We start from the raw sequence: 21,465 nt of genomic DNA, 5'->3' as shown, positions 1-21,465 counted from the left end.
ATCATCGGCCCGTTTGTAGGGGCGATCGGAGCGGAATTGATTTTTAACCGTTCCAAATTCAAGCAGGCGTTCCGCTCAGGGATCGGTTCTGTCGTCGGCTTTATTACATCGGTTTTCACAAAAGGTATCATCCAGCTGGTTATGGTCATTCTTTTCTTCATTGTTGTGTGATTCGGTCAAAGGTCTGATTAACAGGAATGTTCGTGCATTTTAATTGTATCGGCTCTGAATCTTTGTTACGCTAGGAAAGTAGAACAATAGACTCAAGGAGGAATTAGATCATGGCTTATGAATTACCGGAATTACCTTACGCGTATGACGCACTTGAACCACACATCGACAAAGAAACGATGAATATCCACCACACAAAACACCATAATACTTACGTAACGAATGTAAACGCAGCCTTGGAAGGCCACGAAGATCTTTCTTCTAAATCCATTGAAGAACTGATTTCCGACCTGAATGCTGTTCCTGAAGACATCCGTACAGCGGTTCGCAACAACGGCGGCGGACATGCCAACCACTCATTATTCTGGCAATTATTGACTCCAAACGGCACCGGCGCTCCATCAGGCGCACTTGCGGAAGCAATCGACAGCAAGTTCGGCAGCTTTGACGAATTCAAAACGAAATTCGAAAACGCCGGCAAAACCCGTTTCGGTTCAGGATGGGCCTGGCTTGTCGTTTCCAACGGCGAATTGGAAGTAACTTCGACTGCCAACCAGGACTCACCATTGATGGAAGGCCAGACGCCGATTCTTGGAGTGGATGTCTGGGAGCATGCCTACTACCTGAAATACCAGAACAAGCGCCCTGACTATTTGGCTGCTTTCTGGAATGTAGTAAACTGGGATGAAGTTTCGAAACGCTACGAAGCTGCAAAATAATCCGATAATATGAAACCTTGCACACACTTTTTCGTCTGAAAAAGTGTGTGTTTTTTATTGTTCGATGATATACTAGCATGTGGATATTTTACTGGAAGGAGACCGCGTATAAATGAGTCAACCTACAAAAAGGCGTGTAAGCCAGGCAAAAAGCAAGTTGAAATCCCATACCGCCTTTCGCATGAATGTCCTTTTTTTCTCTATTTTTATTCTATTCTCAATGCTGATTCTCAGACTTGGATACCTGCAGATCGTCAAAGGGGAGGATTATTCCCGCTTACTGGCAAGAACTGAAGAAGTGCCGGTGAACACAAGTGTTCCCAGGGGCCGCATCTTCGACTCGGAAGGTCGGGTGCTGGTGGACAATGATCCGGTCAGTGCAATCACTTATACTGCCATGCAGACGACAAAGCGCAAGGACATGCTTGAGACGGCAAGGGAACTTGCAAAATTGATTGAAAAAGACGACAAACGTGTTACGGACCGCGATAAGCGGGATTTTTATATAATGCTCAATACAGAAGAAGCAACAGCGAAAGTGACAGATGAAGAACGTGAAGCTATCGGGAATGAAGACATTACCGAAAAGGAAAAGCAGCGCAAAATTGATGCATTGATCCGCGAAAAAATTACGGATGAAGAGCTGGCAAGCCTGACCGCCGAAGATATTGAAACATTGGCGATATTCCGGGAGATGACATCCGGCTATGCGCTGTCACCCCAAATTATTAAAAATGAAGGTGTCACCCCCGAAGAATTCGCAAGGGTGTCTGAAAGGCTGACCGATCCGAAACTGAAAGGCGTCAATACAATCACTGACTGGAAACGCGTTAAGTTGAGCGACCTTACGATTTTGGGAAGCACGACGACACCTGAACAGGGCATTCCATCAGATAAGCTGGAATATTACCTGTCTCGTGATTACTCGAGAAATGACCGTGTAGGCACAAGCTTTTTAGAACTGCAATATGAGGATGTTCTTCAGGGCCAGAAATCCGTTGTGAAAAATATAACAGACGGCCGTGGCCGTGTGATTGATACGGTTCCTTCTGCCGAAGGCAAGCCCGGCAAAGATCTGATGCTTACAATCGACAGTGAATTGCATTCGTCACTTGAAGGTATTGTAGAAAAGCATTTAATGGAATTAAAGTCAGGGCCGAATTCCCAACTGGTCAAAGATGCCTATCTGGTCATGATGAATCCGCGTACAGGAGAAGTTCTATCGATGCTGGGCAAGCGGATCGACCGGGATGAGAACGGCAAACTGGTTATTCAGGACCATTCCTATGCGGCGGTCACCGCGGCATACGCAGTAGGATCATCTGTTAAAGGAGCAACGTTGTTGACCGGCTATGCCCAGGATGCAGTAAGCATGAATCAGGTCCTAATCGACGAACCATTGGTGATTAAAGGTACACTTCCCAAGCGTTCGATTTTCAACCAAACGGTTTTCAACCGTATTCCGATGTCCGACCTGAGAGCAATTGAACAGTCTTCCAACGTCTACATGTTCAAGATCGCGTTAGAAATTGCAAATGAAACATACGCATATAATGAGCCTATCAATATTTCTTCCGGCAGCTTCGATATCATGCGGAATTCCTTTGCCCAGTTTGGACTGGGAGTGAAAACAGGCATCGACCTTCCTTTTGAAGGAACTGGTTTTAAAGGTGCAACAAATGATGGAAGTATGCTGCTCAACTTTGCAATCGGACAGTTTGATACCTATACACCGCTGCAATTGGCGCAGTATGTATCGACTATCGCGAATGGCGGCTACCGCATGCAGCCGCATCTGGTAAAGGAAATACGCGGAGCCTCAACGGATGGCCAGAACCTGGGGCCAGTGGAAACAGCGATTGAACCGAAAATCCTGAACCGGATCAGCAACCCGCAGGCTGAAATCGACCATCTTAAAAAAGGGATGCGAAATGTTTATATCGGAAACCATGGTTCGGCAAGAACTTATTTCCATGACACGGAATACACTGCAGCCGGTAAAACCGGCACCGCAGAGGTGCAGTTTTTCGATGATAAGACAAGTTCTTTCTTTGGAAAGCACTCCATTACGACGACTCATGTTGGATTTGCGCCATATGATAATCCGGAAGTCGCCTATTCTGTGATGATCCCATATATCACAACCAATACTAAAGTTATTCCGCCTACAAGCAACCGCATCGCCCGTGATGCACTTGATAAGTATTTTGAGCTTCGCGAAAAGCGGTCGGATGAATCACCTTCCGTCATCAAGTCACCATACTCGGATGAAGTGATTGAAGAAGGCGAAGAAGAGCCGATCGAGATTGAAAATGAATAAGCAAATCAACCCGACCTGCAAGTATTTGCAGGTCGGGTTTTTATTTAGAAAGGTGTAAACATCAATTTTCGTCATATTATGCACATTTACAATTTCTTAACAATTCATTTATATGTCCTCAACAATCAATCTTTATAGTTAAGACTGTAAACAAAACAAAAACTATTTGGGGGCGTAATGAATGAAAAACTGGAAATTTAAAATGGCTTCAACAATCTTAGGGTCTGCATTAATTCTTGGTGCTTGCGGAAACGGTTCAGATGAAGGAGCAACTAACGAAGAAGCGGGAACTGAAGTTGAAGAAGGTGCAACAGAGGCGGGAACTGCAGGAGATTCTGGTTCTTCTGAAGAAGAAGCGTTATCAGGTTCAGTTACCGGTGACGGATCATCAACTGTAGCACCAATTTTGGAAGGAATCGTTGAAGAATACGCTGGCGCTCAACCAGATGTACAAGTAACTGTAGGGATTTCTGGTACAGGCGGCGGATTTGAAAAATTCATTCAAGGGGAAACAGACTTCTCTAATGCTTCACGTCCGATTAAAGATGAAGAAGCAGCAAGCCTTGAAGAAGCAGGAATCGACTATACGGAATTTCTTCTGGCATATGATGGTTTGACTGTAGTAGTCAGCCAGGAAAATGACTGGGTTGAAGACTTGACAGTAGAACAATTGAAAGAAATTTGGGTAGAAGATGGAACTAGAGAAAACTGGTCTGATCTAAACCCTGAGTGGCCTGATGAAGAAATTATCTTCTATGCACCTGGAACTGATTCAGGAACATATGATTACTTCAATGAAGTAATCCTTGAAGATGAAGATATGGTAAGCACTGCAACTCTATCAGAAGATGACAACGTTTTGGTTCAAGGTATCCAAGCTGATCCAAATGCTATCGGATTCTTCGGATATGCCTATTACGTAGCAAACCAGGATACATTGAAAGCCGTTAAAATCGGTGGAGTTGAGCCAAATGCGGATACAATCGAATCTGGCGATTATACACCATTGTCACGTCCGTTATTCACCTATGCAAACAACGCCAGAGTTGCAGAAGATGAATCAGTTTACAACTTCATGGAATATATCTTGAATAACGCTGGAGAAATGGCCGAGCAGGTTGGTTATGTTGCATTGCCGCAAGAAGAGTATGATGCAGGTCTTGAAAAGTTGGAAGCATTGAAACAATAATCGCTTCAGATAATAAAACTGAGCGGGCAGAAATTGCCCGTTTTTTGAGTTTGAAAGGGGATTCTATATGGGTCAATCTGTGCAAGAAATGATCGCGCAGTCGAAAGGGAAAAAAAACAAGCAGTTCATAGAGAAAATCATACCAGTCATTTTATTTCTGATTGCATCGGTTTCTGTGTTGACTACTATAGGGATAGTTCTGACACTTGTTTTTGAAACTGTCACGTTCTTTACGCGAGTTCCTATTACCGACTTCCTGTTTGGAACAACCTGGATGCCGTTTTCAAATAAAGAACAATTATTCGGTATCTGGCCTCTGATCGCAGGCACCTTAAAAGTTACCATGATTGCCATCGTTGTTGCTGTGCCCATAGGTATTTCAGCTGCTATTTACTTGAGTGAATATGCCAGTGAAACTGTGCGGCGCATCGTCAAACCGGTTCTGGAAGTGCTGGCAGGCATACCTACAATCGTCTATGGTTTTTTTGCTTTAACATTTGTGACGCCTTTACTTCAATCCTTCTTTCCGGAAATAAAAATATTCAATGCAATTTCTCCGGGGATAGTTGTCGGTATCATGATCATTCCCATGATTGCCTCATTATCTGAGGATGCAATGTCATCAGTTCCAAAATCAATCAGGGACGGCGCTTTGGCTATGGGTTCCACCAGATTTGAAGTCGCCTGGAAAATCATTGTTCCTGCTGCGATATCAGGTATTATTGCGTCTGTTGTATTGGCCATTTCCAGAGCAATCGGCGAAACGATGATCGTATCTTTGGCTGCTGGATCTACGCCGAGGTTTGATGGAGATTTTACTGGTTCCATTCAGACTATGACAGCGTATATTGTACAAGTATCCAAAGGTGATGCCGGCTATGGCACGACAATTTACTATTCAATATACGCTGTCGGATTTACACTGTTTCTCTTTACAATGGCCATGAACCTCCTAGCTGGCTATGTCTCAAAACGTTTCCGGGAGGAATATTAATATGAAGTATATTGAACAGGAAATAGTTCTAAAGAAAATGAATGTGCGCAACTTAATAAACTCGCTCTTTAAAGGTATTTTCTTAATGGCAGTCGTAATAACACTGTTGGCATTGCTGATTCTCCTCTACCGGATAGGATCACAAGGTTATACACACCTTTCAATGGATTTCCTAACGAATTTCGCATCACGTTTTCCTGCCCAAGCCGGTATTAAGGCGGCGCTTGTCGGCTCGCTTTGGCTGATGGCTATTGTGGCACCGACCTCTTTGATTCTCGGTGTCGGTTCAGCAATTTATTTAGAGGAATATGCTAAGAAAAATAAAATCACGGATTTTATACGGGTCAACATTTCAAACCTGGCAGGTGTTCCATCCATCGTATTTGGACTTCTTGGTTTGACAATATTCGTCCGGGCACTTTCTCTTGGGACGAGTATTTTGGCAGCAGGTTTTACCATGAGCCTATTGATCTTACCGGTTATCATCGTCGCTTCCCAAGAAGCCATCCGGTCAGTGCCGGGTGAATTGAGGGATGCATCTTATGGTATGGGTGCCACAAAATGGCAAACCATTTTAAAAATCATCTTGCCAGCGGCCATTCCAGGAATTTTGACAGGGGCCATATTAGCTTTGTCGCGTGCAATTGGTGAAACTGCTCCGCTGATAGTTATCGGAGTTCCTATCATTATACAATTTTTACCATCAGGAGTAATGGATACATTTACAGCATTACCGATGCAGATTTATGACTGGTCAAGCAGGCCACAACAAGAATTTCAGGCGGTTGCAGCAGCCGGGATAATCGTTTTGATGGCTGTGTTACTATTTATGAACTCAATTGCGGTTCTGATACGGAACAAATATCATAAACGCTATTAATGTATTAGAGTTGAGAGGGGATTCACTATGACAATGAATAGCAGCGCAATAACTTCCGATACTGTTATGGAAAAAGAATTAGGAAACAGCAAATCGGTATATAAAACGAACCAGTTAAATCTATGGTACGGAAGCAATCATGCTTTGAAAAATATTGACCTCGATATAAGAGAAAACGAAGTTACAGCGATTATCGGGCCATCCGGCTGCGGTAAATCCACTTATATCAAAACATTGAACCGCATGGTGGAACTCGTGCCGTCGGTCAAAACTTCGGGTGAAATCCTTTACCGGGGCAGAAACATTTTCGAGAAATCATATGGCGTCGAAGAACTTCGCACACGCGTTGGAATGGTGTTCCAGAAACCGAACCCTTTTCCAAAATCAATCTATGATAACGTCGCATATGGACCACGGATCCATGGCATTAAAAATAAAAAAATCCTTGATGAAATAGTGGAAAAGAGCCTTCGCGGCGCTGCCATCTGGGATGAAGTGAAAGACCGTCTGAATGAGAATGCATACAGCGTATCCGGCGGACAACAGCAGCGGATCTGCATTGCACGCGCACTTGCCATCGAACCGGATGTCATACTGATGGATGAGCCGACTTCAGCGCTGGATCCGATATCAACGCTGAAAATCGAGGAACTGGTCCAGGAACTGAAGAAAGATTACAGCATCATTATCGTGACACACAATATGCAGCAGGCGGCACGAATTTCCGATAAGACAGCATTTTTCCTGAACGGCGAAGTCGTGGAATACGATAAAACCGATACCATTTTCTCCAATCCATCAGATAAACGCACAGAAGATTACATTTCCGGCAGGTTCGGTTAAGAAAGGGAGCGTTATCAAGTGTCAGTACGTGAAAAATTCGATACAGAATTACATTCTTCCCAGGACCAGCTCATCCAGTTGAGCATGATGGCTGTAAAAGCTCTCGGAAAATCAATAGATGCTTTAATGAATCACGATATCGATGCGGCTCTCGAGGTGATTGAAGATGATGTCCACATCAACCGGCTGGAAGAAGAGCTCAACGACCGCGTCATCCTGCTGATCGCCAAGCAGTCACCTGTAGCGACCGATCTGCGCAGGCTCATCGTCATGATCAAAGTTGCAACTGACATGGAACGGGTAGGGGATTACGCAGTCAATATCGCGAAAGACACAATCCGGCTCGGCAAAGAAGAGCATGTTCCTGTAATCGGCCAGATTGAAAAAATGCATAAACTGGCGGCGACCATGCTGATGCAGGTCATCGATGCTTTTGTCGAAGAAGATGTGGCGAAAGCAAAGGAAATTGCCGACCTGGATGATCAGGTGGATGCACTGTATGGTGAAGTGTTGACACAGCTGATGCTTGCCGGCGGTGAAAATCCGGCAAAAATCAGCCAGGTCACACAATTGGCGTTCATCGGCCGCTATATGGAGCGGTCAGCGGACCATGCCACGAACATTGCTGAACAGCTGTTTTATCTGGTCAGAGGCAGGCATTACGATCTGAATAAATGATATGTGTGCCGGCGGAAAATTCATCGCCGGCATTTTTATTTGATTTTTTTCAGTGGACTTTATTGCAATATATGCTATAATAATTAAGTCGTATAGATCTTGCTTATTTAATAAATGATCCTTGAAAGAATTAGGAGGGAAACCGATGCGTGTTAACATCACATTAGCTTGTACAGAATGTAGCGAACGTAACTACAGCACTGTTAAAAATAAGCGCAACAACCCTGAGCGTCTAGAAATGAAAAAATACTGCTCACGTGAACGAAAAATGACTTTACACCGTGAAACGAAGTAATCAATGGACCGCCAAAACCTCAAAGGTTTTGGCTTTTTTCTTTTAAAGGAGAGTCTGTTATGGAAAAATCAATCCAACGCAAGGAAATGAACAAAAAGCTGAAGGCAATGGATCCTGCTGTGCATCAGCAGAAATCTGATGCCATTATTGAATTCCTGATAAAAGAGCCGGAATTTCAGGATGCTTCTGTCATTGGCCTGACAGTTTCTGCGTTCCCCGAAGTCGATACGCACCGCCTGATCGAATTATGCTGGAAAGCCGGTAAGAAGACGGCTGTTCCCAAATGCGATCCACTGACGCGCGCGATGTCGTTCCGGATCATAGAAGATTTCAGCCAGCTTGAAACCGTCTACATGAAACTGCTGGAGCCGATTGTTGAGCAGACGGAAGAAGTGTCCCCTGAAGAGATCGACCTGCTGCTTGTGCCGGGTGTAGTCTTTTCAGCGGCGGGCTACCGGATCGGCTTTGGCGGCGGCTATTATGACCGCTACCTGACACGCTATGCCGGCCCTACGAAATCGCTGGCATTTGCCATGCAGCTTGCAGACTCGGTGCCGGTAGAAACCCATGATATGCCGGTGCAGCGCATTTGCACGGAATTGGGATGCATGGATACGGGCGCGGTGAAGCCATGAAAAATTTATATGACGTGATGCAGCTCCTGAAACGGTACGGCACCATCATCTATACAGCAGACAAGGAAGCGGATCTGCATTTGATGGAAGAGGAAATAAGGGAATTGTACCGGCTGCAGTTCATTTCGGCAAAAGAATTTTCGACAGCGCTGCTCATTCTTCGCAGCCAGCACAGTAAAGATTAGAAGGAAATTCTGTTTTCCGAAACTTTTTTTCGTTTCATCCGTCTATTAAGAGGGTAAAGGTTATGTTGAGTAATGTTAAATTTTTGTAAATAACTGAGAATCAGCATATAATTTACTTAGCTGAAAGAATGGAATTGATCCCCATGACAAAAAAGCACCAAGAGGAGGATGTGCGGGATGCTAAAAAAAGAATGGCCTAAACATTCGATTCTTGCAATCGCGATTGTTGTAACCTGGTTAAAAACCTATATCGTCTATAAGACAGCATTCTCAATCACCATTGACAATGCATTGCAGGAATTCATCTTATTCATCAACCCACTGAGCATGCTGCTGTTCCTTTACGGCGTAGCCCTGTTCTTTAAGAGTGAGAAAGCGAAGAACCGGTATTTGCTCGCCATGACGCTCATAACTTCAATTATATTGTATGCAAACGTGGCATTTTACCGCTTTTTCAGCGATTTCATCACATTGCCGCTTCTTTTCCAGACACAGAATTTCGGTGATTTGAAATCCAGTGCGGCAGCCAGCATTTTTTGGACGGATATCTTTTATTTTTCGGATTTCCTGATTGTCCTGCTGGCGATTAAATTTTTGCCAACGGAAAAAATCACGGCAAGAGCATCTTCAGTTCAAAGAAAAGCCTATTATATTCTGTCGGCTGCTCTTATGTTCTTCAACCTGGGGCTTGCTGAGGCAGAACGCCCGCAACTATTGACACGCAGCTTTGACCGCGAAATGCTGGTCAAAAACATCGGGATGTACAATTATCATCTCTATGATGTATATATCCAGTCGAAGTCACAGGCACAGCGCGCACTTGCGAACGGCTCTGAATTGGTTGAAGTGACCAACTACGTGACCGCCAGCCAGGCTGAACCGTCTGAAGAAATGTTCGGTATTGCGGAAGGCCGCAATCTGATCGTGGTGACACTTGAATCGCTTCAAACCTTTGTACTGAACAATGAAATGAACGGGCAGACGATCACACCGTTTTTAAATGAATTGACAAATGATGAAGATACGATTTATTTCCCTAATTTCTATCACCAGACGGGACTCGGAAAAACGTCCGACTCTGAATTCATTCTTGAAAATTCGCTCTATCCACGCGGTGGAAGTGCGGTATTCTTCACCCACAGCGGCAATACGTTCAATTCAATGGCTGAAAAGCTGGGTGACAACGGTTATTTCACAAACGTCCAGCATGCCAATACGAAAAGTTTCTGGAACCGCGATATCATGTACAAAGCCATGGAAATAGACGAATTCCAGGATGTGGAAAGCTTTGTAATTGGAGAAGGGGATGCAGTAAACTGGGGCATGAAGGATATTCCTTTCATGCAGCAGTCCGTCGAACATATGGCGGAAATGCCGCAGCCATTCTACAGCCGGCTGCTCACACTGACCAACCATCACCCGTTCTATCTGGATGAAGAAGATAAATTCATTTCTGAGTTCGATTCCAATTCAGGTACATTGAACCGCTATTTCCAGACAGCAAGATACCTGGATGAGGCGGTTAAGGAACTGTTCGATGAACTGAAAGAAAAAGGCCTGTATGAAAACTCCATAATCGTGATGTACGGCGACCATTATGGAATTTCCGAAAACCATAATACGGCCATGGCTCAATACCTTGGCAAGGAAATCACTCCTTTTGAAACTGCCCAGCTTCAGAAAGTGCCGTTCTTTGTGCACATTCCAGGATCTGACAAAGGCCATGTCAATGAAAAAATTGGCGGCCAAATCGATATGCGTCCTACGATTCTTAACCTTATGGGAGTTGAATCGGACAGGGATATCCAGTTTGGCGGCGACCTTTTCTCGGAAGAACATGAAGAATTCACTATTTTCCGGGATGGCCGTTTCATAACAGGTGAAAATGTCTATGCCGGAGGAGTCTGCTATGATTCAGAAACCGGCGAAGCTGACGACCCGGCTCTTTGTGAACCTTATATCGAGCGTGCTCTTCAGCAGCTGAACTATTCAGAAGCCATCATCAACGGAGATCTGTTGAGGTTCTATGATGAAGAAACAGGAGCTCTTCTGACAGACGATCTGGAAGAAAACCTGCAGGAAATCGAATAAGCAAAAAACGGACCTACCAATTGGTGAGTCCGTTTTTATTATTCTGAGACATTTAAATACAAATAAAAAAAGCTGTCGCATGGATGCAACAGCTTTTTTCTGATTAATGCAAGGATGCTGGAAAGCCCTGAGTGATTGCAGTAGCTACTGCAAAGGCTCCAAAGATGGCCAAAGTTCCGAAATTAAATAAAAATCCTAATACTTCTTTATTTTTGAATGTCTGTACTGTGCCAATTGCCGCCAAAACAGCAATTAGGCCGAAAATGACTACCAGAATCCAACCAGAATCCATATATGTGACACTCCCTTCAACTTTAACAGCCAGTGCCGTTGTGTTCTATACTATTGTAATGAATTTGCAGAGGTTTGTCGAGCGTGAAAAATGTCATTCCTTTGAACATTGATCTGCACCGGCACATGGTATAATCGCCTTGAGGTGAAACCAAATGCTTAAAATAGAAATGAGGGAACTGGGGCCGGTGCAGACGAATTGTTATATCGTCTCAAATTCTGAAAAGGAATGCCTGATTTTCGATCCCGGTGAAGAAGCCGATAAAATTGTAGAACTGCTGAAAAAACGGGAATTAAAACCCTTGGCTATTCTTCTGACGCATGCCCATTTTGACCACATCGGTGCAGTCGATGAATTGCGGGATATGTACAGTATTCCTGTCTATCTCCATTTTGCTGAAAGGGACTGGCTTGGGCGTCCGAATCTGAATGGCTCAGGGAAATATGCCGCATTGCCGGATTACCGCGTAAAAGAAGCTGACATCCTCATCCACGACGAGAAAAATCTTGCAATCGGCTCTTTTGCTATGGAACTTCTGCATACTCCCGGACACTCACCGGGCAGCATTACGTATGTATTCAGAGAGCAGGGTTTTGCGATTGTCGGCGATACACTGTTTCGCGGCAGCATCGGCAGGACCGACCTGATTGACGGTTCCGAAACGAAATTGCTGAAGTCGATTCGGACTCACATTCTCAGCCTCCCGTCTGATACGGTCCTGTTTCCCGGACATGGACCGGATACGACACTGGAAGAAGAAAGCAGGAGCAATCCTTTTCTTCGCCAGTAATGGAAAAAGCAAAAGAAAAAGCGGCCATCGCTGGCCGCTTTTTCTTTTTTGATTGATAAGTTGATTAATGTCCTCCACCAGGCATGTGGATGAACGTTGAGTAGTATGTGAATCCGACGAAGAATACTGTCAAGTAAGCTGCGAAGATGTACAAATACATACGCTCAGAAATATTTAAGAATCCTAGAAGTACAAAAAATCCGGTGTTGGCAACCATCAATAAGGAAACTTCCACCATATCGCCTACATAAAACAGGACTGCAAAAATACCAGTCCACCATCCCATTAATTTAAACATGTTATTCATGGGTAATCCCTCCTTTGCCAGAACACAGTAATCACATATTTATTATATAGGATACGGAGTCGAACTGTAAACCGCGAGTTGGTTTTCTTTGTGACAAAGCGGTGTAATCTGGTGGCTCAAATAAATCTCAGCAATTGATATTCCGCTTTTTTAGAAAAAGGAGCTGTGTTCAAAAATCATTTTTGCCCGGAAAAAGAGGGTGCAAAAAATTATTTTGAATAAAACTGTATCCATCGAAAAAAGAGGCGGTTATACTATGGGGGAACAGCCAGGCGGCTATGTTCAAATCCGGACAGGAGGGAACCATGCAGGAAATTATTGAACGGAAATGTGCCGATCTGCTGCAAAAGGCAGCCGATTGCAACACAACTGATATTCACATCCAACCCGCACCTTCTTGCTACAAAGTTTCTTTCCGCTCTTTTGAAGGATTGCGGCAAGTATCACAACTCCCCTTTGATTTCGGTGATCGGATGATTGCCTATTTCAAATATCTTTCCCTACTGGACATGAGTGAAAAAAGAAAACCTCAAACAGGCTCCTTCCATCTTCCCATTCAAAACAAATCCTTTTATTTTCGAATATCGACATTGCCTTCTGTTTTGACGAAAGAAAGCATTGTCATCCGGATCATGCCCGATGAAGCGGCTAAGCCGATCCAGGAACTTGCAGCTTTTCAGGACTCTGCACGGCTGCTTGAGAAACTCTCGGAAGCGGGCCAGGGGCTCATTCTGCTGACCGGCCCCACCGGATGCGGCAAATCGACAACTTTGTATTCACTGCTGAAACATTGTTCGGACAAATTGAACCGCAATATCATCACGCTTGAAGATCCCGTTGAAAGAAAAAATCAGGCAATCCTGCAGATTCAGGTCAATGAAAAAGCGGGGCTTGATTATGCTGCCGGATTGAAAGCGATTTTGAGGCACGACCCGGACATCATCATGATCGGCGAAATCAGGGATGCCGAAACGGCACAAATTGCTGTTCGCGCGGCGCTGACGGGACATCTTGTATTTTCAACAATCCACGCAAGGCATTCCGTCGGCTGTCTTCATCGGCTGAAGGATCTGGGGATTTCTTATGAAGATATGTCCCAGACGCTGATTGCAATATCTGCGCAGCGAATTTTACCAGTGTTTTTTGAAATGGACGATGATAAACCGTCTTACCGCGCACTGTATGAAATACTGCACGGCAGCCGTTTGGCGGATGCACTGCTTGCTGCGAAAGAAAATATCGCCTACAGCCTTCCGGAACGTCTGTCATTTACCGGTCAGATAAGGGAAGGAGTGACCATCGGTGCGTTTGCCCAGCAGGAGAAAGCATCCGAAGATTCATCTGCGTGACCGCAGCCGTTTTCTTGAACGGCTGGCGGTGCTGCTGACGGAAGGTTATTTGCTGCCAACAGCCCTCACCTTGCTGATGCCCATCCACAGCCGAAATCTGGAAGCCGCGGATGCAGGCTTGACTTCCATACTTAAAAGCGGAGGCAGCGCAGCTGAATTACTGAAATTTCTTGGCTTTAAAGACGGCGTGCTGTTTCCTGTGGAAATTGCAGAACATCACGGCCGTCTTTCCGAATCGCTCGAAAGCATTGCAAAAAGTTACGGCAGGACCGAGCAGGTGCAGAACAAATTAAAGAATATCCTGATCTACCCGGTTTCCTTACTGGGATTCACTTCCTTGCTGTTTCTGTTTTTCCGGATGAATTATATTCCGAATCTCACGGAATTGATGTCTTCGCTGCAGACTGACGGGGATGGCGGAAGTGTGCCGGCTTATCTGTTAAAAATGCCTGATTATTTTATTGGGGCAATGGGGGCTGCACTGGTTGCCGCAGCCGTTTTTTGGCGGATATTGAAGTGGCAGCGGGTGCCGGCGCAGATCAATTGGCTGCTGCGCATTCCGGTAATCAGAAAATACATCCGTCTCTATTGGTCGCATCTTCTGGCAAGGGAGCTCGGGACGCTGCTGCACAGTGGCATTTCGCTGCAGGAATCATTGGGTGTGCTGTCTGAACAGAATCATCACAGAGTCATCCGCTCCATCGCCGGTGACATCCGTTCCCAGGTGGTTTCCGGTCAGCCGCTGTCCATTTCAGTTGAGCGTATGGACATCCTGTCGAGTGATATGCCGGCTTTTCTCAAGCACGGGGAGCTGACGGGATTTCTCGGCAAAGAGCTGATCCTCTACAGTGAAGTGCAGATGGAAGGGATTGAACAGCTGACCCAGAAATGGCTGAAAATCATTCAGCCGACGTTTTTTCTCATTATTGCAGCGTGCATAGTTGCAGCTTATTTGGCGATTTTATTGCCGATGTATAATCTGGTCCATACAATCTGAGGAGGAATCTAAAATGAAAAAACTGAAAAATCAAAAAGGTTTTACGTTAATTGAAATGCTGATTGTCATGCTTATCATCACCGTGCTGATTGCCATTGCGCTGCCGAATGTCTCCAAACAGACGACTGCAGTTGATGAAAAAGGCTGTGCGGCATTAGTGCAGATGGTACAGGGCCAGGTGGAATCGTACCGGATGGATCTAAAAAAGGTTCCCACAATGACTGATCTGGTATCAGCAGAATATTTGGTGGAGAAAAATAAAAAATGCTCGAACGGAGATACCATTGAAATTTCACCGGCGGGTGTTGTAACTTCTGCTAAATCACCGGCATAATGAATAAAGGTTTTTCGCTGATGGAAGTGTTGATTGTCCTGGCTCTTCTCATGGCAGGCTTTGGCATCGGCCTGCCCGCCTATAATGGGATCGCTGTGCATAAAGAGGAAGAACGGTTTTTTGAGCTTCTGCGGAATGATATTTATTTTGCGCAGAGCACAGCCTATCATTCGGAGCATCCGGTGACGGTATTTTTCAGGCCCGATATCGGACGGTATGATGTAGGGGAAAACCTTTTTAAACCTTTGCTATACCGGAAAATACCCAAATCGGTGACACTCAGGCCTGAAAGCAATTTAAAAGAAATCAGTTACTGGAAAAACGGTGCTGTGTTTGCGTCGGGGACAATCCGTTTCAGCACCAGCACAGGAGAAAAAACAATCGTTGTGCATCTGGGCAAAGGAAGGGTGGTATTTTCTGAATGAAAATGGCCTGTCATGGGCAGAGACTATGCTTAGCCTCCTTATTATAATGATGCTTTTTGGTACGCTGGTTCCGACTTTCCAAAAGATGCAGGAAACCCTGCATGAAAAACAATTGCAGCTGACAGCCTATGAAACCATGCATGATGCCGCAAAAATCATCAAAGCGACAGGGGCTGTTTCGGGGCAGCGAATCGTCAATGGTGTGCAGTTCAGCTGGGTATACGGCACCGGCTTATGTGTGTCATATGAAAACTACAGGCTGTCGCAGGTGATGCTATGCGAAGAGTGAGAGTTATTTTCGGCGGCGCATCCAGTGGCAGCGGCTTTATTTATTTCAATGCATTGATGGACCTGGTTCTTGTTGCCTCGGTTATGCCGCTGATCATTCTATTTTATATGCAGTCGGCCGTCTATCTGGAAGACCTGGATGCCGGCAAGCTGGAATGGCGGCTTTTCACTGCAGATCTGCAAAATTATCTGACGGCTGTCGATTCAATAGAATTGATCAACGAAGGAAGTGGTTTTCGGGTTACCCGGGATATTGACGAATACGATATAGAGCTTTTTGGCACTGTAATCCGGAAACAGAGGTTCAATAAGGGCCACGAAATCATGCTGACAGATATTATAACTTGTACTTTCCGCATCGATGGCCAGTTGCTGAAAGTTACCGCCCAACTGAAAAACGGCACAGAAGAGAGGACTGAATATGCCATTACGCGTCCTTAAGTCCGAAAAAGCAGCCGTCTACCCGGTCACTCTCATCTTTTTTCTCTCGGCTCTTATCGTCATGTCGCATGCAGGTGCACTGTATGCCCAGCATTATAAAACTTACGATGCATTGGAAAAAATGCACCGGCATGCTACTATACAACTACTAGAGGAAATTGAGACAAATAAAATACCTGAGTGATTAGGGTAGTATCGGGTGGTTGGATGAAAAGAATTTATTTGGTAGGTTTTATGGGATGCGGCAAGAGTGCGGTGGGCAGAAGATTGAGTTTTGCCCTTAAAATGCCTTATTACGATATGGATAAGGAAATTGCGAGGCAAAGCGGAATGGCCATCACAGCAATTTTCGAGACTTTCGGTGAAGCTCATTTCAGGAGGCTGGAGACAGAGTTTCTAAAGAATCTCAAAGACGAAGATTGCATCATTTCCACCGGCGGGGGCGTCGCAATCGGAGAAGAGAACAGACGGATCATGCGGCAAACGGGCCTTGTCCTGTTTCTTGATGCCCCCTTCCGTGAAATTTGGCGAAGAATCCATAAAGACACCAAACGCCCGATAGTGGTGAACTCAACAAAAGAGCAGATTGAAGCGCTGTATAAAACGCGGTATCCCTATTACAAAGCGGCCGCGCACATCACCATACGAACGGAATTCCGGACGCTGCGGCAGATTACACAATATGCGGCTTTTCAGGTAAACCGGCTGAAAGGCGAATGAAATTATATAATTACATTATAATGTTCGCCTTTTGGTGTTCGACTTAAAAAAGATTGCGCTTACCCCATATCAATGTTAGGATATAGACGAAGTTATACGTTCTGTATAACGCTATGGACCAATCATTTCGATTTGGGCGGATGAAAGCACGGGGAGAGCACGCGAAAGCGTCGCCGAAGGAGCAAATGGCAGCAGCCGTGAATCTCTCAGGCAAAAAGACTCGTGCCGGACGCATCTCTGGAGAATGTTGCTCAGCAGCTACCAAAGAGGAAAGCCGTTAAAGCACCACGGTAAACTTTCAGGTTCCAGGACAGAGATTTCCCTTAACAGGGGAATTTCTGTCTTTTTTTATGGGTAAGCATAAAACTTTAATTAGTTTGGAGTCTCTTGGAAAAGGTGTTTCACTGTCCAGACTCCAGCGCCCAGACCCTCGAGGTCATAAGCCATTTTGGCTGTGCGGCTGAAAGACGCCGCTTCGCCAAAGCGTCCTATGCTGGTCGGGTCTGAACGGGCGCTTACGCTTTTCTATTGGAATCTGCCAAAAAAGGAGGAAGTTGAATGGGAGAGTTAAAACGAACGCCGTTATTCGAAACTTATGCTAAATACGGTGGAAAAACAATCGATTTTGGAGGCTGGGAATTGCCTGTGCAATTTTCGGGCATCAAAGACGAACATGAAGCGGTAAGAACAAAAGCCGGGCTTTTCGATGTTTCACATATGGGAGAAATTCTCGTATCCGGAGAAGCCAGCCTGAAATTCCTTCAGAACCTTTTAACGAATGACATCTCAAAAATCAAAGACGGCCAGGCCCAGTACACAGCCATGTGCTATCCGGATGGCGGAACGATCGATGATCTGCTGACTTACCGATTTGATGAAAACCATTATATGCTGGTGGTCAATGCTTCCAACATCGAAAAAGATTTTAAATGGATGCAGGAACAATCCATAGAAGGCGTCACGCTTGAAAACGTCTCTGACCAATATGGCCTGCTTGCGTTGCAGGGACCGCTTGCAGAAACAGTTCTTCAGCGCCTTACCGATGTGGATCTCTCCGAAATTAAACCTTTCCGCTTCCAGCAGGATGTTGAGGTTGCCGGACATACGGTTCTCGTTTCCCGCACCGGTTACACAGGCGAAACTGGCTTTGAACTTTATGCTTCTCCTGAAGCTGCTATAGCGTTATGGGAAGAAATATTGAAAGAAGGCAAGGAAGACGGTCTAGTGCCAGTTGGCCTCGGCGCACGTGATACACTTCGTTTTGAAGCATGCCTGGCATTATACGGCCAGGAGCTGTCAAAAGATATTTCACCGCTCGAAGCAGGCATCGGTTTTACCGTCAAGCTGAACAAAGATGATTTTATTGGAAAAGAAGCGCTTGCCGCGCAAAAAGAGAATGGCGTTCCGCGCAAACTGATTGGTCTGGAAATGATCGACAAAGGCATTCCGCGTACGGGATACCCGGTTTACGTGAATGATGAAAAAATCGGTGAAATTACGACCGGCACGCAATCTCCTTCATTAAAGAAAAATATCGGACTGGCACTCGTGGCAGCTGAATTTGCTGAAATCGGCAAAGAATTTGAAGTGGAGATCCGCAACAAACGCCTGAAAGCCGTCACGGTTGAAACACCTTTCTATAAGCGCAGCAATTAAATCCAATTGAAAAGGGGACAGCACTCGATGAAACATCGCTATTTACCAATGACGTCTCAAGACGAAAAAGCAATGCTTGATACTATCGGCATCCAGTCGATTGATGAATTATTTGCAGATATTCCGGAAAAAGTCCGTTTTAAAGGCGAATACAACATCAAACCAGCTAAATCCGAAAGCTCGCTGACAAAAGAATTGTCGCAATTGGCTGCCAAAAACGCCGATTCCAATACCTATGCTTCTTTCCTTGGAGCAGGGGTCTATGACCATTACAAACCGATTATCGTGGATCATGTCATTTCACGTTCTGAGTTCTACACGGCCTATACACCGTATCAGCCTGAAATTTCACAGGGCGAACTGCAGGCTATCTTCGAATTCCAGACGATGATCAGTGAATTGACAGGCATGGACATCGCCAACTCTTCCATGTACGACGGCGGAACATCCCTTGCGGAAGCAGGGACGCTTGCAGCTGGGCATACACGCCGCAAGAAAATTCTTATTTCACGTGCTGTACATCCAGAATCCCGCGCAGTAGTCCGTTCTTATGCTCTTGGGCAATCAATTGAAGTTGAAGAGATTCCGTTGAAAAACGGTCAGACCGATATCGAAGCTTTAAAAGGGATGATCGATGAAAATACTGCGACTGTAATGATCCAGTATCCGAACTTTTTCGGACAGGTCGAAAATCTGAAAGAAATCGAACCGATCGTCCACGGAGCGGGTGCGCTGTTCACTGTGTCTTCCAATCCTTTGGCACTCGGGGCATTGACACCACCAGGCAAACTGGGAGCGGACATCACAGTCGGCGATGCCCAGCCTTTTGGTATTCCTGAAGCTTTCGGCGGACCGCATTGCGGCTATTTCGCTGTTTCAAAAGCATTGATGAGAAAAGTTCCGGGACGACTTGTCGGAGAAACTTCCGATGAAGACGGCCGCCGCGGCTTCGTATTGACGCTGCAGGCACGCGAACAGCACATCCGCCGCGACAAAGCGACTTCCAATATCTGTTCGAACCAGGCGCTCAATGCACTGGCTGCATCAGTCGCCATGACGGCGCTCGGCAAACAGGGAACAAAAGAAATGGCCATTCAAAACATCACGAAAACACATTATATGAAGCAGCAATTGAAAGCTGCCGGTTTTGAAATCGCTTTTGAAGGTGCGCATTTCAATGAAGTTGTTGTAAAAACGAACAAGCCGGTCAAAGAGCTTAACGCAGCACTCCTTAAAAAAGGGATGATTGGCGGCTACGATCTTGGACTCAGCTACGAAGAGTTCGAAGGGCATGTGCTGGTTGCAGTAACAGAACAGCGCACTAAAGAAGAAATAGATGCATTCGTGCAGGAAATGGAGGCTACTCATGCATAAAGACAACCAACCGCTCATTTTTGAAATGACGAAAGAAGGCCGCATCGGCTACAGCCTGCCTGAGCTCGACGTGCCGGAAATCGATCTTGCCGATTTATTGCCTGAAGGTCTGGTCCGCGAAGAAGAAGCTGATCTTCCGGAAGTTTCTGAACTTGATATCATGCGCCATTACACAGCACTGTCGAACCGCAATCATGGCGTCGACTCCGGATTTTATCCGCTCGGCTCCTGTACAATGAAATATAATCCGAAAATCAACGAATCCGTTGCCCGCTATTCCGGGTTCGCCAATATTCATCCGCTGCAGGACGAATCAACTGTCCAGGGCGCGATGGAATTGATGTATGATCTGCAGGAACACCTGAAGGAAATCACTGGCATGGATGAAGTGACACTTCAGCCGGCAGCCGGCGCACACGGGGAATGGACAGGACTCATGATGATCCGTGCCTTCCACGAAGCGAATGGCGATGTGAACCGGACAAAAGTCATCGTACCGGATTCTGCCCACGGCACAAACCCGGCGTCTGCAACTGTTGCCGGATTCGAAACCGTTACAGTTAAATCGGACGAGCACGGACTTGTCGACCTTGAAGATCTGAAGCGTGTTGTTGGAGAAGATACAGCTGCCTTGATGCTGACCAACCCGAATACGCTTGGCCTTTTTGAAGAACAGATCCTGGAAATGGCTGCCATCATCCACGGTGTGGGCGGCAAGCTTTATTATGACGGCGCCAACCTGAATGCCGTTATGTCCAAAGCGCGTCCAGGAGACATGGGCTTTGATGTGGTCCACTTGAATCTTCACAAAACATTCACCGGGCCTCATGGCGGCGGTGGACCGGGATCAGGTCCGGTAGGCATCAATAAAGATCTGCTGCCATTCCTGCCAAAACCGGTTCTTGTCAAAAAAGACGATGTATTCACATTTGACTATGACCGTCCACAATCCATCGGACGCGTCAAACCGTTCTACGGAAACTTTGGCATCAACGTGCGCGCCTACACATATATCCGTTCTATGGGACCGGATGGCCTGAAAGCCGTGACGGAATATGCCGTACTCAACGCAAACTACATGATGCGCAGACTGCAGCCGCATTTCGATCTGCCGTATGACCGCCACTGCAAACATGAATTCGTACTGAGCGGCCGCCGCCAGAAAAAATTGGGTGTCCGTACACTCGATATGGCAAAACGCCTGCTCGACTTCGGTTATCACCCGCCGACAATCTACTTCCCGTTGAACGTGGAAGAGGGCATGATGATCGAACCGACTGAAACCGAATCGAAAGAAACGCTGGATGCGTTCATCGACGCAATGATCCAGATTGCACAGGAAGTGGAAGAAAATCCGGAAATCGTCCAGGATGCTCCTCATACGACTGTCATCAAACGTCTAGATGAAACGAAAGCGGCACGTAAACCTGTACTTCGTTACTATAAAGCCGAATAAACAGGGAAAGGCCCGGAAGCAAATTTGCTTCCGGGC

Annotated in this window: 25 protein-coding genes and 1 riboswitch; of the genes, 23 read left to right on the top strand and 2 right to left on the bottom strand. The window is 45.7% G+C overall.

Translation table 11 applies throughout. The features are described from left to right. The 12 genes from KW93_RS17085 (at window position 1) to KW93_RS05250 (ending at window position 11,000) form a co-directional block, all read left to right on the top strand. The gene (locus KW93_RS17085; RefSeq protein WP_327078712.1) at window positions 1-171 is read left to right on the top strand and encodes a DUF456 domain-containing protein; all 171 of its coding nucleotides are present in this window, start codon (window positions 1-3) and stop codon (window positions 169-171) included. A 110-nt stretch (window positions 172-281) separates the two neighbouring features. After that, window positions 282-890 carry a superoxide dismutase gene (locus KW93_RS05295; RefSeq protein ID WP_033541938.1) on the top strand — a complete coding sequence of 203 codons (609 nt, stop codon included), beginning with the start codon at window positions 282-284 and terminating at the stop codon, window positions 888-890. Window positions 891-1,002: 112 nt separating this feature from the next. Then, on the top strand, window positions 1,003-3,210 hold the full coding sequence (locus tag KW93_RS05290; RefSeq protein WP_033541937.1) for a peptidoglycan D,D-transpeptidase FtsI family protein: 2,208 nt from the start codon (window positions 1,003-1,005) through the stop codon (window positions 3,208-3,210). A 181-nt stretch (window positions 3,211-3,391) separates the two neighbouring features. After that, window positions 3,392-4,399: a PstS family phosphate ABC transporter substrate-binding protein gene (locus KW93_RS05285; RefSeq protein WP_033541936.1), complete on the top strand. Its 1,008-nt coding sequence runs from the start codon at window positions 3,392-3,394 to the stop codon at window positions 4,397-4,399. A 67-nt stretch (window positions 4,400-4,466) separates the two neighbouring features. Continuing rightward, a complete protein-coding gene (pstC, locus tag KW93_RS05280; RefSeq protein WP_033541935.1) occupies window positions 4,467-5,393 on the top strand; it encodes a phosphate ABC transporter permease subunit PstC in 927 nt (308 codons plus the stop codon). A 1-nt stretch (window position 5,394) separates the two neighbouring features. Beyond that, the gene (gene pstA, locus KW93_RS05275; RefSeq protein WP_033541934.1) at window positions 5,395-6,273 is read left to right on the top strand and encodes a phosphate ABC transporter permease PstA; all 879 of its coding nucleotides are present in this window, start codon (window positions 5,395-5,397) and stop codon (window positions 6,271-6,273) included. 66 nt (window positions 6,274-6,339) lie between these two features. Then, the gene (gene pstB / locus KW93_RS05270; protein ID WP_235318363.1) at window positions 6,340-7,116 is read left to right on the top strand and encodes a phosphate ABC transporter ATP-binding protein PstB; all 777 of its coding nucleotides are present in this window, start codon (window positions 6,340-6,342) and stop codon (window positions 7,114-7,116) included. An 18-nt stretch (window positions 7,117-7,134) separates the two neighbouring features. Continuing rightward, entirely contained in the window at window positions 7,135-7,794 is a 660-nt protein-coding gene (phoU, locus tag KW93_RS05265) for a phosphate signaling complex protein PhoU (protein WP_033541932.1), read from the top strand. Window positions 7,795-7,939: 145 nt separating this feature from the next. Beyond that, on the top strand, window positions 7,940-8,089 hold the full coding sequence (gene rpmG, locus KW93_RS17080; RefSeq protein ID WP_081986929.1) for a 50S ribosomal protein L33: 150 nt from the start codon (window positions 7,940-7,942) through the stop codon (window positions 8,087-8,089). A gap of 59 nt (window positions 8,090-8,148) precedes the next feature. Further along, complete coding sequence (locus tag KW93_RS05260) at window positions 8,149-8,724, top strand: 5-formyltetrahydrofolate cyclo-ligase (RefSeq protein ID WP_033541931.1); 576 nt, start codon at window positions 8,149-8,151, stop codon at window positions 8,722-8,724. Next, window positions 8,721-8,909: a YqgQ family protein gene (locus KW93_RS05255; protein ID WP_033541930.1), complete on the top strand. Its 189-nt coding sequence runs from the start codon at window positions 8,721-8,723 to the stop codon at window positions 8,907-8,909. The genes KW93_RS05260 and KW93_RS05255 overlap by 4 nt, the downstream gene beginning before the upstream one ends. A gap of 177 nt (window positions 8,910-9,086) precedes the next feature. After that, the gene (locus KW93_RS05250) at window positions 9,087-11,000 is read left to right on the top strand and encodes an LTA synthase family protein (RefSeq protein WP_033541929.1); all 1,914 of its coding nucleotides are present in this window, start codon (window positions 9,087-9,089) and stop codon (window positions 10,998-11,000) included. Between the two features lie 103 nt (window positions 11,001-11,103). On the opposite strand, the gene KW93_RS05245 is transcribed toward KW93_RS05250, so the two are convergent. Continuing rightward, window positions 11,104-11,292: a DUF2759 domain-containing protein gene (locus KW93_RS05245; protein ID WP_033541928.1), complete on the bottom strand. Its 189-nt coding sequence runs from the start codon at window positions 11,290-11,292 to the stop codon at window positions 11,104-11,106. 154 nt (window positions 11,293-11,446) lie between these two features. On the opposite strand from KW93_RS05245, the gene KW93_RS05240 reads away from it, so the two are divergent. Next, entirely contained in the window at window positions 11,447-12,082 is a 636-nt protein-coding gene (locus KW93_RS05240) for an MBL fold metallo-hydrolase (RefSeq protein WP_033541927.1), read from the top strand. Between the two features lie 64 nt (window positions 12,083-12,146). Here the strand turns inward: KW93_RS05240 and KW93_RS05235 are convergent, their stop codons facing one another. Further along, window positions 12,147-12,389 carry a DUF2626 domain-containing protein gene (locus KW93_RS05235; protein ID WP_033541926.1) on the bottom strand — a complete coding sequence of 81 codons (243 nt, stop codon included), beginning with the start codon at window positions 12,387-12,389 and terminating at the stop codon, window positions 12,147-12,149. A 305-nt stretch (window positions 12,390-12,694) separates the two neighbouring features. Between KW93_RS05235 and comGA the strand changes: the two genes are divergently transcribed. The 10 genes from comGA (at window position 12,695) to gcvPB (ending at window position 21,429) form a co-directional block, all read left to right on the top strand. Further along, a complete protein-coding gene (gene comGA / locus KW93_RS05230; RefSeq protein ID WP_052131472.1) occupies window positions 12,695-13,738 on the top strand; it encodes a competence type IV pilus ATPase ComGA in 1,044 nt (347 codons plus the stop codon). Continuing rightward, on the top strand, window positions 13,692-14,735 hold the full coding sequence (gene comGB / locus KW93_RS05225; protein ID WP_033541925.1) for a competence type IV pilus assembly protein ComGB: 1,044 nt from the start codon (window positions 13,692-13,694) through the stop codon (window positions 14,733-14,735). Before comGA ends, comGB begins: the two co-directional genes overlap by 47 nt. A 13-nt stretch (window positions 14,736-14,748) precedes the next feature. Next, window positions 14,749-15,069, top strand: coding sequence for a competence type IV pilus major pilin ComGC (comGC, locus tag KW93_RS05220; protein ID WP_033541924.1), 321 nt, complete (start codon window positions 14,749-14,751; stop codon window positions 15,067-15,069). Next, window positions 15,069-15,494: a prepilin-type N-terminal cleavage/methylation domain-containing protein gene (locus KW93_RS05215; protein WP_152602420.1), complete on the top strand. Its 426-nt coding sequence runs from the start codon at window positions 15,069-15,071 to the stop codon at window positions 15,492-15,494. The genes comGC and KW93_RS05215 overlap by 1 nt, the downstream gene beginning before the upstream one ends. 25 nt (window positions 15,495-15,519) lie before the next feature. Then, window positions 15,520-15,783: a hypothetical protein gene (locus KW93_RS05210; protein WP_033541940.1), complete on the top strand. Its 264-nt coding sequence runs from the start codon at window positions 15,520-15,522 to the stop codon at window positions 15,781-15,783. After that, a complete protein-coding gene (locus KW93_RS05205) occupies window positions 15,771-16,223 on the top strand; it encodes a ComGF family competence protein (protein WP_033541923.1) in 453 nt (150 codons plus the stop codon). The genes KW93_RS05210 and KW93_RS05205 overlap by 13 nt, the downstream gene beginning before the upstream one ends. A 207-nt stretch (window positions 16,224-16,430) precedes the next feature. Continuing rightward, window positions 16,431-16,943 carry a shikimate kinase gene (locus tag KW93_RS05195; protein ID WP_033541921.1) on the top strand — a complete coding sequence of 171 codons (513 nt, stop codon included), beginning with the start codon at window positions 16,431-16,433 and terminating at the stop codon, window positions 16,941-16,943. A gap of 140 nt (window positions 16,944-17,083) precedes the next feature. After that, a riboswitch (glycine riboswitch) is annotated at window positions 17,084-17,175 on the top strand. Between the two features lie 326 nt (window positions 17,176-17,501). Beyond that, window positions 17,502-18,599 (top strand): glycine cleavage system aminomethyltransferase GcvT, encoded by a 1,098-nt coding sequence (gcvT, locus tag KW93_RS05190; RefSeq protein ID WP_033541920.1) that lies wholly within the window; start codon window positions 17,502-17,504, stop codon window positions 18,597-18,599. A gap of 27 nt (window positions 18,600-18,626) precedes the next feature. After that, on the top strand, window positions 18,627-19,973 hold the full coding sequence (gcvPA, locus tag KW93_RS05185) for an aminomethyl-transferring glycine dehydrogenase subunit GcvPA (protein WP_033541919.1): 1,347 nt from the start codon (window positions 18,627-18,629) through the stop codon (window positions 19,971-19,973). Next, a complete protein-coding gene (gene gcvPB, locus KW93_RS05180) occupies window positions 19,966-21,429 on the top strand; it encodes an aminomethyl-transferring glycine dehydrogenase subunit GcvPB (RefSeq protein WP_033541918.1) in 1,464 nt (487 codons plus the stop codon). The genes gcvPA and gcvPB overlap by 8 nt, the downstream gene beginning before the upstream one ends. Window positions 21,430-21,465 lie beyond the last annotated feature (36 nt).

Source organism: Planococcus sp. CAU13 (assembly GCF_000775575.1).
Classification (GTDB): Bacteria; Bacillota; Bacilli; order Bacillales_A; family Planococcaceae; genus Planococcus.
This window is presented reverse-complemented; position numbering and strand designations above follow the sequence as displayed.

Coding starts and splice junctions, on each gene's coding strand:
- KW93_RS05295 (WP_033541938.1), top strand. CDS start 282: ATGGCTTATGAATTACCGGAATTACCTTACGCGTATGACGCACTTGAA.
- KW93_RS05210 (WP_033541940.1), top strand. CDS start 15,520: ATGCTTAGCCTCCTTATTATAATGATGCTTTTTGGTACGCTGGTTCCG.
- KW93_RS05240 (WP_033541927.1), top strand. CDS start 11,447: ATGCTTAAAATAGAAATGAGGGAACTGGGGCCGGTGCAGACGAATTGT.
- gcvPA (WP_033541919.1), top strand. CDS start 18,627: ATGAAACATCGCTATTTACCAATGACGTCTCAAGACGAAAAAGCAATG.
- rpmG (WP_081986929.1), top strand. CDS start 7,940: ATGCGTGTTAACATCACATTAGCTTGTACAGAATGTAGCGAACGTAAC.
- KW93_RS05195 (WP_033541921.1), top strand. CDS start 16,431: ATGAAAAGAATTTATTTGGTAGGTTTTATGGGATGCGGCAAGAGTGCG.
- pstB (WP_235318363.1), top strand. CDS start 6,340: ATGGAAAAAGAATTAGGAAACAGCAAATCGGTATATAAAACGAACCAG.
- KW93_RS05290 (WP_033541937.1), top strand. CDS start 1,003: ATGAGTCAACCTACAAAAAGGCGTGTAAGCCAGGCAAAAAGCAAGTTG.
- comGC (WP_033541924.1), top strand. CDS start 14,749: ATGAAAAAACTGAAAAATCAAAAAGGTTTTACGTTAATTGAAATGCTG.
- pstA (WP_033541934.1), top strand. CDS start 5,395: ATGAAGTATATTGAACAGGAAATAGTTCTAAAGAAAATGAATGTGCGC.
- KW93_RS05245 (WP_033541928.1), bottom strand. CDS start 11,292: ATGGATTCTGGTTGGATTCTGGTAGTCATTTTCGGCCTAATTGCTGTT.
- KW93_RS05235 (WP_033541926.1), bottom strand. CDS start 12,389: ATGAATAACATGTTTAAATTAATGGGATGGTGGACTGGTATTTTTGCA.
- gcvPB (WP_033541918.1), top strand. CDS start 19,966: ATGCATAAAGACAACCAACCGCTCATTTTTGAAATGACGAAAGAAGGC.
- pstC (WP_033541935.1), top strand. CDS start 4,467: ATGGGTCAATCTGTGCAAGAAATGATCGCGCAGTCGAAAGGGAAAAAA.
- KW93_RS05255 (WP_033541930.1), top strand. CDS start 8,721: ATGAAAAATTTATATGACGTGATGCAGCTCCTGAAACGGTACGGCACC.
- KW93_RS05250 (WP_033541929.1), top strand. CDS start 9,087: ATGCTAAAAAAAGAATGGCCTAAACATTCGATTCTTGCAATCGCGATT.
- KW93_RS05285 (WP_033541936.1), top strand. CDS start 3,392: ATGAAAAACTGGAAATTTAAAATGGCTTCAACAATCTTAGGGTCTGCA.
- comGA (WP_052131472.1), top strand. CDS start 12,695: ATGCAGGAAATTATTGAACGGAAATGTGCCGATCTGCTGCAAAAGGCA.
- KW93_RS05215 (WP_152602420.1), top strand. CDS start 15,069: ATGAATAAAGGTTTTTCGCTGATGGAAGTGTTGATTGTCCTGGCTCTT.
- KW93_RS05260 (WP_033541931.1), top strand. CDS start 8,149: ATGGAAAAATCAATCCAACGCAAGGAAATGAACAAAAAGCTGAAGGCA.
- KW93_RS05205 (WP_033541923.1), top strand. CDS start 15,771: ATGCGAAGAGTGAGAGTTATTTTCGGCGGCGCATCCAGTGGCAGCGGC.
- gcvT (WP_033541920.1), top strand. CDS start 17,502: ATGGGAGAGTTAAAACGAACGCCGTTATTCGAAACTTATGCTAAATAC.